Origin of the sequence: Virgibacillus alimentarius (assembly GCF_017874635.1) — a bacterium.
GTDB classification, from domain to species: domain Bacteria; phylum Bacillota; class Bacilli; order Bacillales; family Amphibacillaceae; genus Virgibacillus_B; species Virgibacillus_B alimentarius.
The window spans coordinates 1-8953 of record NZ_JAGIKX010000056.1 but is presented as its reverse complement, the minus strand read 5'-3'; the positions used below and the strand labels follow the sequence as shown (position 1 = coordinate 8953).

9 protein-coding genes are annotated in these 8953 nt (G+C 36.9%); 4 read left to right on the top strand and 5 right to left on the bottom strand.

Annotated elements, in window-relative coordinates; genetic code table 11:
- Window positions 1–416: 416 nt before the first annotated feature.
- On the bottom strand, window positions 417–728 hold the full coding sequence (locus tag J2Z81_RS15375) for a DMT family transporter (protein WP_029270074.1): 312 nt from the start codon (window positions 726–728) through the stop codon (window positions 417–419).
- Window positions 728–1066 carry a DMT family transporter gene (locus tag J2Z81_RS15370; protein WP_029270072.1) on the bottom strand — a complete coding sequence of 113 codons (339 nt, stop codon included), beginning with the start codon at window positions 1064–1066 and terminating at the stop codon, window positions 728–730. The genes J2Z81_RS15375 and J2Z81_RS15370 overlap by 1 nt, the downstream gene beginning before the upstream one ends.
- A gap of 395 nt (window positions 1067–1461) precedes the next feature.
- Between J2Z81_RS15370 and J2Z81_RS15365 the strand changes: the two genes are divergently transcribed.
- Window positions 1462–1635 (top strand): hypothetical protein, encoded by a 174-nt coding sequence (locus J2Z81_RS15365; protein ID WP_156947733.1) that lies wholly within the window; start codon window positions 1462–1464, stop codon window positions 1633–1635.
- A gap of 483 nt (window positions 1636–2118) precedes the next feature.
- On the top strand, window positions 2119–3435 hold the full coding sequence (locus J2Z81_RS15360; RefSeq protein WP_226374407.1) for a chloride channel protein: 1317 nt from the start codon (window positions 2119–2121) through the stop codon (window positions 3433–3435).
- Between the two features lie 203 nt (window positions 3436–3638).
- On the opposite strand, the gene J2Z81_RS15355 is transcribed toward J2Z81_RS15360, so the two are convergent.
- A complete protein-coding gene (locus J2Z81_RS15355) occupies window positions 3639–4226 on the bottom strand; it encodes a TetR/AcrR family transcriptional regulator (protein ID WP_226371728.1) in 588 nt (195 codons plus the stop codon).
- Between the two features lie 176 nt (window positions 4227–4402).
- On the opposite strand from J2Z81_RS15355, the gene J2Z81_RS15350 reads away from it, so the two are divergent.
- Together J2Z81_RS15350 and J2Z81_RS15345 are read left to right on the top strand one after the other, a co-directional pair.
- Window positions 4403–5311, top strand: coding sequence for an ABC transporter ATP-binding protein (locus J2Z81_RS15350; RefSeq protein ID WP_226371727.1), 909 nt, complete (start codon window positions 4403–4405; stop codon window positions 5309–5311).
- Window positions 5311–6912 (top strand): ABC transporter permease, encoded by a 1602-nt coding sequence (locus J2Z81_RS15345; RefSeq protein ID WP_226371726.1) that lies wholly within the window; start codon window positions 5311–5313, stop codon window positions 6910–6912. The genes J2Z81_RS15350 and J2Z81_RS15345 overlap by 1 nt, the downstream gene beginning before the upstream one ends.
- Before the next feature lie 103 nt (window positions 6913–7015).
- On the opposite strand, the gene J2Z81_RS15340 is transcribed toward J2Z81_RS15345, so the two are convergent.
- Both J2Z81_RS15340 and J2Z81_RS15960 read right to left on the bottom strand, forming a co-directional pair.
- A complete protein-coding gene (locus tag J2Z81_RS15340; RefSeq protein WP_226371725.1) occupies window positions 7016–7828 on the bottom strand; it encodes a DUF368 domain-containing protein in 813 nt (270 codons plus the stop codon).
- 301 nt (window positions 7829–8129) lie between these two features.
- The gene (locus J2Z81_RS15960; RefSeq protein ID WP_226981400.1) at window positions 8130–8225 is read right to left on the bottom strand and encodes a YvbH-like oligomerization domain-containing protein; all 96 of its coding nucleotides are present in this window, start codon (window positions 8223–8225) and stop codon (window positions 8130–8132) included.
- Window positions 8226–8953 lie beyond the last annotated feature (728 nt).

The following is an 8953-nucleotide window of genomic DNA, read 5'->3' as shown; positions in this document are numbered from 1 at the left end:
ACAAGCTTTATTTTAAACTCTTCACTATATTTAGCCATAAAAACACCCCCCGAAAGTTAGATTTAGCACTCTAACTTTCGGGGGTCAATACCTTTCTAGGGCGCTTTTTTTCAGGGGAAGTTTAATATACAGCGTTGTCAATCAGATATAAACAAGCATGGATTTTGTTACGCTTCTGAAGGTGCATTTGCAAACATACGGTAGATAAATGTATTGTTTTTTATTAAAAAAGTTATTATTGATATTGACATTCTGGAATACAAGGTATATATTAGACTCAAATGCATTATAAAACGTAGCTACTAATTGACAGAAAATTATGTAAAGCAAAAGCAATAATAAACATATGCCAATATAACTATACTGGCATATGATATGATGAAGTAGTTTAGTAGAAGTGAAGGTATAAAATACACTTAAAAGGCTTCTAAAATAACAATACCTGCTACAATGTATGCTATACCTCTCAATTTACGAAAAGAAAATTCTTCTTTATATACGATAATATTAAACAAATTATTAAATACAATTGATAATCCGGACCATATAGCGAAGGCTATTCCCATGTTCATGTATTTAATAGACATAGATAATAAAACAATAGCGGTTAAAAATGAAATTACGGCGTATATGGTATATTTTATTTTTCGCATACCGTCTGATTTTTTTACGAAAATATGACCCATAACTGCACATATGGTTGATATCATTAAATAAAATATTCCCATTACTGAGATACTCCTTTCTGTTTAGGTTTCATACTTAAACTAGCTACACCTGTCATTATTAGGACAACACCCATTAATTTCAGTGTAGATATCTTTTCATCAAACACAAAAAATCCTACTAAAAGGACTATAACTGTTCCGAGACCAGCAAATAATGCACCAACTACACCTACTTCCTTCCCTCTAGTATTCCACATATACAAAAGGACAGAGGATAGATAAAATGTAATAGCAATTGTAGCTGGCATTAGTTTGGATAACCCATAAGAAAAGTTTAAAAAAGTTACTCCTATTACCTCACATATAATGGCTAATGATAAGCCAATCCAAAATCTCATAATAAATCTCTCCTCTATCATTCTCTAAAAATGTTTACATACTAAAACTATAACAATCGATTTCAATAATATCAATGCACTATAAAATGTTCGGAATAATAGATGTTGTGTGAAGAGAAAAATGAAATAATTATATTCGCCCCCTTATAAAACCCTGCGGAATTGTATTCTTATACATCTGTGGGGTTTTATAATGACTCTAAAATATATGTTGGTATGTAGAAGGAGTGCTGATAAATAAACACGTAATCTCGTCTGTTTTTAAGACATGTTTAGACCAATAAACTAATCACAAAAAGGAGACGCGAACTATTGAAATAACATTAAATGAGCTTTCTACCAAGGAACAGGAGATGGTGATATACTATTGTTATTGCATTGGAGGGATTTTTGTTATGGAAATACAAACAAAGGAAAAATGTGCGGTCACGAATAAACTAGGTATTTTAATAGGAACTACGATGATTTTAAGTACTCTCCTTATAGCTGATTTTATTTTTAAGGGCGCAGTTTTTAAGCGGCTGCCACAAAGCTGTCAAAATAAAATATCTGAATGGACAAGTAGGTAAGTAAATAGAATATAGACATCGTAAAAGCGAATTCTATTTGTGGGAATAGGTTACTTTATACCTAAATCTATTAGCTGGTCAGTAAGCTAAAGCTACTCTAAGGCCGATTCGCTGTTCAGATTAAATCTACCTATAATCAAGTAGCTCATGGCAAATGACATCTTTCGTTAAACCGTCACCAGGTCTCTTGATTGTCAGTTGGAATCAGGCTCACTTTTTATTTGTCGGCTGAGAGAAGCGGGTTTTAATGAACCATAGACTTAACTTTTGAGATCAATGACTGAAAAAAGTCATCAAATAAAAATGGACAGCCCCCTTCACTAATAACCCAACCAATCCCAGATACAGAACGTTAAACAGATGACAAGCCATTCCAAGAGTGCTATGTTTAATAGAGAGTGGATTTAGGAGTGGTCTAATTTGTTTCGCATAAACTATATTGAACCCCTTGTTATGCTGGCTACCCTTCTTAGGTGGCTTTTTTTGGCGTCAATCACCGGTGTTCTCGTAGGTACTGGCGCAAGTATATTTCTGCAATTATTATTTTATTCCACGAACCAAACAGCACATATCCCGCTTTGGGTCCAACTAATTTTATTACCGTTTGGGGGACTTGTGAACGGTTTACTTATTTATTTTGGTTACCGGAAAAAGCATGCAGAAGAAGATTCTGTGATTGCTGCGGTACATAAACAGAAGGGAAGATTGCCTTTAAAAACATTGCCAATAAAACCGCTTGCTGCAGTTGTTACCCTTGCTTCGGGTGGATCTGCGGGAAAAGAAGGTCCCTGCTCACATATTGGGGGAACGCTTGCCTCTTGGCTAGGACGCATCATGCATCTAAGCCCGCGTTTGCAGCGGAAGATAGTGGCATGTGGTGTGAGTGCTGGGTTTGCAAGTGTTTTTGGAACGCCGATTGCCGGTGCTATCTATGCTGTAGAAGTTTTATCGCTGGGCAGAATACGTCATGATTATTTATTTGCAGCTGTAATTGCTGGGATTACTTCTTTTCAAATAAGTAAAATTTGGGGAATTACCTATGCGTATTATCCTTTAGATTTTGTAGAAGATTTCTCAGAAGCTTTATTTCTAAAGGTTATTATTATCGGTATTCTATGTGGACTTGTTGCTTTGCTGTTTATCGAGATGTTCGAAGAGATGCGTTTGTTTTTCAATTATATACAACAGCGTTTTCGTATATGGCGGCCTATGATGCCTGTTATTGGCGGAGTGGTATTGTCTATTTTAATTTTATTTATTCCTGCCGATTACCTTGGCCTTAGCTTGCCAATAATGGACACTGCATTACGCGGAGAAGATATTCCTGCCTTCGCTTTCTTCTGGAAAGCGTTGCTTGTTGCTGTGACATTGGGCTCGGGTTTTTATGGTGGGATTGTTACACCACAATTCGTCATTGGTGCTTTATCCGGTAATGTTTTTGCTGGAATGCTTGGCGTTAACCCAATACTTGGTGCGAGTGTTGGCATGGTTGCTGTAGTTGCAGCCGCATCGAACACGCCAATAGCTGCTGTTTTTATGGGATTTGAGTTATTTGGGGGTTCGATTGGTGTGTATGTGGTTGGTGCTTGTCTAGCAGCGTATATCATCATTGGGCATCGAAGTGTTTATCCTGATCAGCTTATTGCCTTTTCCAAATCCATCTGGATGCACACGAAGCCCGGAAGTTCGCTTGGAGAAAGGGATATACAAATATCCTATGGCCTGCTGAGAAAAATACAACGTTGGCAGCGCCGTCAAGCTGCGAAACACGGTAGGTTGAAATCGCCCAAGAAAAAGTAGATGGGTAATATGTATTGGCTAATAAGGTCTTCTAAACTTGCTGCTCTTCATTATTTCGAGCGTAGCAGGTTTTTTTATTTATAGAGGGATGATAGTCCGGATTTGTTGTGACACCAATGCTAGGGGTAGAACATACACTAGTGTTGGCGTTACAACCCGGCACTAGCGTATGTTTTATTTTGTTTTGAGGAAATTCATCCCCATCAATTTATCCCTTTCCCAGCGATTCCATAAAAAAATAGCTTTGTAATTTCTTCTGTTAATGGCAGTATGTTTTTTGCCATATCTTTTCGCTGCATGTAATCTTTAAATATTTGAATATAAAGCAAGATGGCTTCATTTGATATCGTTGGATCAACATAGCCCTTTTCTTTTCCTTCATTAAATAAATCAATGAAGCGGGGAAGTGCTTTCTTCGTATACATCTCCTCAATATAATTACTTCCTTTCGTGTATTCTTCCATTAAAGAGTCGAAGAACTCTGTGTTAATTTGGTCCGCTTCTTCCTGTTTATCAAAAATAATTTGTTTAATTTTATCTGGGAAAGGAGCGCTACTATTAAATAATTGCTCATATTCCTCCCATACTTGATCTACATAAAAAATAATTACTTCATGAATTAAATTGTCTTTACTCCCAAAATAATTATAAATCGTTACTTGTGACACTTTTGCCTTGTCTGCTATTTCCGTTATTGAGACTTTTTGAACACCATATTTTTTAAATAAGGCAAGGGAAGCTTTTAATATATCTATTTTCTTCTGTTGCTTGCGTCGCTCAAACCCATTCATTTCCTTTCACCTCAACCTTAGTTTAATAAAAGTTTTGTAATAAAACAATGTAAATAGTTCATAAACTATTGATGATTAATCAAAATTTGTATATTATGAAATATAAGGATTAAAATATTTCATAATTCGCAGGGGAAATGATTCCCCCTGCATAGAAGCAAAGAGGAGGATGAAATATGCTTGTTTTAAAGACAACCAATTTGACAAAAAAGTTTGGGAACTTCACTGCACTTGATGGGATTAATATCGAATTAAATGAGGGAGAAGTTTATGGATTTATTGGACCTAATGGAGCTGGTAAGTCAACGACCATTCGTATTTTGCTTGGTATTTTAAAAGCAACGAAAGGCATGGTGGAAATATTCGGAAAAGATGCATGGTCAGATGCTGTTGATATACACAGGCGTCTTGCCTATGTCCCGGGGGATGTGAATCTATGGCCAAATTTAACTGGCGGTGAGGTGATTGATCTATTTGTTAAATTGCGGGGGGGAAATAATAAAAACAAGCGTGAAGAATTGATTAAGAAATTTGATCTGGATCCAACCAAAAAATGCAGAACCTATTCGAAGGGGAATAGGCAAAAAGTAGCTTTGGTCGCTGCCTTTTCGTCTGAAGCAGATTTATATATTTTAGATGAACCAACTTCTGGACTGGACCCATTAATGGAACAGGTTTTTCAGGAATGCGTATTGGAAGCCAAGCAAGCAGGTAAAAGTGTCTTGCTTTCCAGTCATATTTTATCTGAAGTTGAAAAGTTATGCGACCGGGTAGGTATCATCCGTCGGGGTAAGATTATTGAAACAGGTTCGTTAAACGAATTACGCCATTTAACACGAACCAATTTGCTTGTTGAAACAAAAGAGTCGATTACTTCCATAAATGAATTGAACGGTGTACATGATGTGGTTAGAGAAGAACAGGGACTGTCATTCCAAGTGGATACAGAGGAATTGGATGCTGTGATTAAACATGTAAGTCAATTTGGCATCGTAAAATTGGAAAGTGCACCGCCAACATTGGAAGATTTATTTATGCGCCATTATGAAAACAAAGATGGAAAAGGAGCAGGGGGTGCGTTCTAATGATAGGTTCTACTTCTAAAAATACTATCTCTTTATCTAGATTGATCGTAAGACTGGACCGCATTCGTATTTTTTTATGGTTGATTGGAATATCTATTTTCACATGGATTGTGCCAATTTCCTTTAAGAATCTGTATGCCTCTCAGCAAGAAAGAGATGTGATGGCAGAAACGATGCAAAACCCGGCTATGACAGCCATGGTGGGACCTGGTGATCTAGATCATTATACAATCGGGGCGATGACAGCACATCAGATGCTCCTACTAACAGCGGTTGTCGTTGGATTGATGAGTATTTTGCTTGTGAGCCGACATACCCGTGCGAATGAGGAAGATGGTCGGATCGAAATGATTCGAGCTTTGCCAGTAGGACGCCTGGCAAATGTAAATGCAACACTACTTGTATTGGTTATAGTCAATGTACTTTTGACGTTAGTGATTGGTTTGGGGCTTTATGCATTAGGTATAGAAAGTATGGGGCTAGAAGGATCTTTATTATATGGTACTGCTTTAGGCGCAACTGGAATGGTCTTTACAGGAATCACGGCAGTTTTTGCGCAGCTTTCTGAAAGTTCACGTGGAGCAACTGGTTATTCTATTGCCATACTCCTAATTGCATATCTTGTTCGTGCGATTGGTGATGTGGGCAATGAGGCATGGTCGATGCTTTCCCCCTTAGGGTGGGTGACACAAACGGAGGCTTATTCCACGAATCATTGGTGGCCTATAATGTTAATGATTGGTGTATCCATCATTTTATTTATAGTAGCAAATTATTTAAATGCGATCCGAGACTTAGGAACGGGATTCTTTCCATCAAAGCCCGGAAAAAGATATGCTTCCATGTTTTTACAAAATCCTGCTGGGTTGGCTTTAAGACTTCAGCGTACAGGAATCATTGCTTGGGCAATTGGAATGCTTGTATTGGGTGTATCTTATGGATCCGTTTTTGGTGATTTGGAATCCTTTTTTGAGGGAAATGAGACGCTGGAGCAATTACTAGCTGATCAAAAGGGATATACATTAACAGAACAGTTTATCCCAATGCTCATGATTGTGATGAGCTTACTTTCAACCATTCCTCCATTAATGGTCATGCTTAAACTGAATGAGGAAGAGAAAAAGAATCGGCTAGAACATTTACTTTCAAGAGCTGTTTCTCGTACTCAAGTGGTGGTAGGTTATCTCATCATTTCCATTATGAATGGGTTTATCATGCTTTCTCTTGCTGCGATTGGGCTCTGGGCTGCAGGAAATACGGTCATGGAAGAAGGGCTAAAATTTGAGACAATTTACGGTGCAGCACTCGTATATTATCCAGCCATGCTCGTTATGATTGGTTTAGCTGTATTGCTGATAGGTTTCCTACCAAAATTAAGTCGTTTCATATGGGGTTACGTCATTTATTCCTTCTTCGTCCTGTATCTAGGAGGTTTGTTTGATTTCCCGGGTTGGGTTGGAAAGCTATCTCCATATGGCTATATTCCACAGCTCCCTGTTGAGGAAATGAAATGGCTGCCATTATTCACTTTGACAGTTATAGCTGGTATCTTGATGATTGTTGGGATTATTGGATATAACAAACGTGACATAGAAGGGTGATGGAGCAGTCTCCATTGCATTTTACTGTGTTGAAGTAATGATGTAAGCCTAGTGTCGTAAGATGAGGAAACGATACTAGGCTTATAATTTATCTTTTGAGTTGTTATTCCTTATACTCCACTTTCCCGAGGATATATGCACTAAATAAGCCTGCTGCAAAGGTTGCAACACTTATTAATAGGAATGTTTTATCCGTTGGCCAGCCCGGGAAGACAACAAAAATTGAGCCGATTACAAAGCCGATGATAATAGCAAATGTACCGGTTCGATAGTTAAGGAGAAAGAAGTTGATGATTTTACTCATAAGAACGATTCCACAAACGATTCCTATCCCCGTCACTGCAATAACATCGAGCTGAAAACTGCTTATCCCAGCAATTACAGTTTGGTAAATACCGATAACATATAAGATAAATGATCCGCTAATTCCCGGTAAAATCATCGCAGCACTCGCTAAAAATCCAGAGATAAATAATAGTAGGTAGGTGGACATTGTTCGTTCCATCGCCGTACCTTCCCCTGTATTAAGAAAGACCATTGATCCAACAATAAGCGCTCCAATCACCAATAGAATGATGTGTTTCCACGTAAAGGTTTGTTTCGCATCTGATTGGTGGAATAAATAAGGAAGGATGCCTATTATTAGCCCCAAAAAGAAAAATTGTGTGGGGCCTGTATAGTGTTCAAATAGCCACTCGATGACATTACTTAATAAGAGAATGGCAGCTCCAACACCAACTCCCAAAGGGATTAAGAACCCAAGCTGTTTTTTCCAATCCTTACTAAAAAAACCATTAATCGCCGCAATCAAACGGTCATAAATGCCAAGTAACACGGCAATTGTCCCGCCGCTGACCCCGGGAATGATGTCACTAGCCCCCATCAGCAAGCCACGGTATATATTTTTCCATTCCATTCATACGCACTTCCTTTAGTAATTTCAAATGTTTGTCTTACAGAATACTTTTAATTCTTATTGAGATTATTTCTGATATCTACCTTTTCATTTCATGCAATCCCCTTACTATATATGTAATTCTTCACAAACTAGAAGATGTATATTTGTTGATGGTATCTTCATATCCAATTTGCTAAAATGACTTGCTATTTTCTTGGCTTCATTATTTCACCATCTTTTATTATACAGAAAAGCACTTTATAGAACAGTACTTTTTTCATCTGTTCTATAAGGTGCAATTTTATGGGGACTGTCCCCGTTAACTATTTATATACTTTTCGAAAACATCTCCAAAGTCTTTTTCGTGATACTGTTCACGAGATGACTTTAACCAGGAGAATCCAAATTCGGTCAATTGTTTATACTAATCTGCAAGTTGCGTTTCCGATGTTCTTGAATTTTGTAAGACAGTCATTGCTTTATCTAAACTCTGATTAGCCATATCTAGCACGATACTGTTTTCGTGTGTTTTCTCTGAAATATAAACCAATGCTTTATACAAATCGTTTAGTTGGTCAATTTGCTTTTTATCAACATCAATACTATAGTTTTGAGTTCCCAGTGTAAATTTAATCTCTATATCAAAGTCTTTAGTTAACTATATGTATTCTATTAATCTAATAGTTTACATATAACAGTTTATCCCTTAATTACAATAGTTTAATAGTGTACGTATAAATACAAGTGTACACTTTACATTATTATCTGACTATTATATTATTAACAATTCAAATAATAAAGATAATGAATGATTTTATTCTTAATTGGAGGGCAAAGTCCCGCAGCGGGTAGCGGAAGCTGTGAATAAAGGTATTTACAATTAAGAAAGTGAGTTGATCTACAAAAATGTCAGGTAATAAAAAAAGAGAAACTTATGGCTTAATGGTACAAAAGGGTTTAAAACATATTCCTAAAGTATTTCGCAAGTGAAAAGTGAACCACTTCGCAATTAAATTTTGAACCACCCTAAAATAAATAATTATTCATCAGTTAATTCACTTTTTAACCATTCTTCTGTTTCACGCATTCTAAAGGATGGTCCATTCATATTTAAAACGTGCGATTTATGTGTTAATCGGTCTG

Coding starts and splice junctions, on each gene's coding strand:
- J2Z81_RS15375 (WP_029270074.1), bottom strand. CDS start 728: ATGGGAATATTTTATTTAATGATATCAACCATATGTGCAGTTATGGGT.
- J2Z81_RS15370 (WP_029270072.1), bottom strand. CDS start 1,066: ATGAGATTTTGGATTGGCTTATCATTAGCCATTATATGTGAGGTAATA.
- J2Z81_RS15365 (WP_156947733.1), top strand. CDS start 1,462: ATGGAAATACAAACAAAGGAAAAATGTGCGGTCACGAATAAACTAGGT.
- J2Z81_RS15355 (WP_226371728.1), bottom strand. CDS start 4,226: ATGAATGGGTTTGAGCGACGCAAGCAACAGAAGAAAATAGATATATTA.
- J2Z81_RS15350 (WP_226371727.1), top strand. CDS start 4,403: ATGCTTGTTTTAAAGACAACCAATTTGACAAAAAAGTTTGGGAACTTC.
- J2Z81_RS15345 (WP_226371726.1), top strand. CDS start 5,311: ATGATAGGTTCTACTTCTAAAAATACTATCTCTTTATCTAGATTGATC.
- J2Z81_RS15340 (WP_226371725.1), bottom strand. CDS start 7,828: ATGGAATGGAAAAATATATACCGTGGCTTGCTGATGGGGGCTAGTGAC.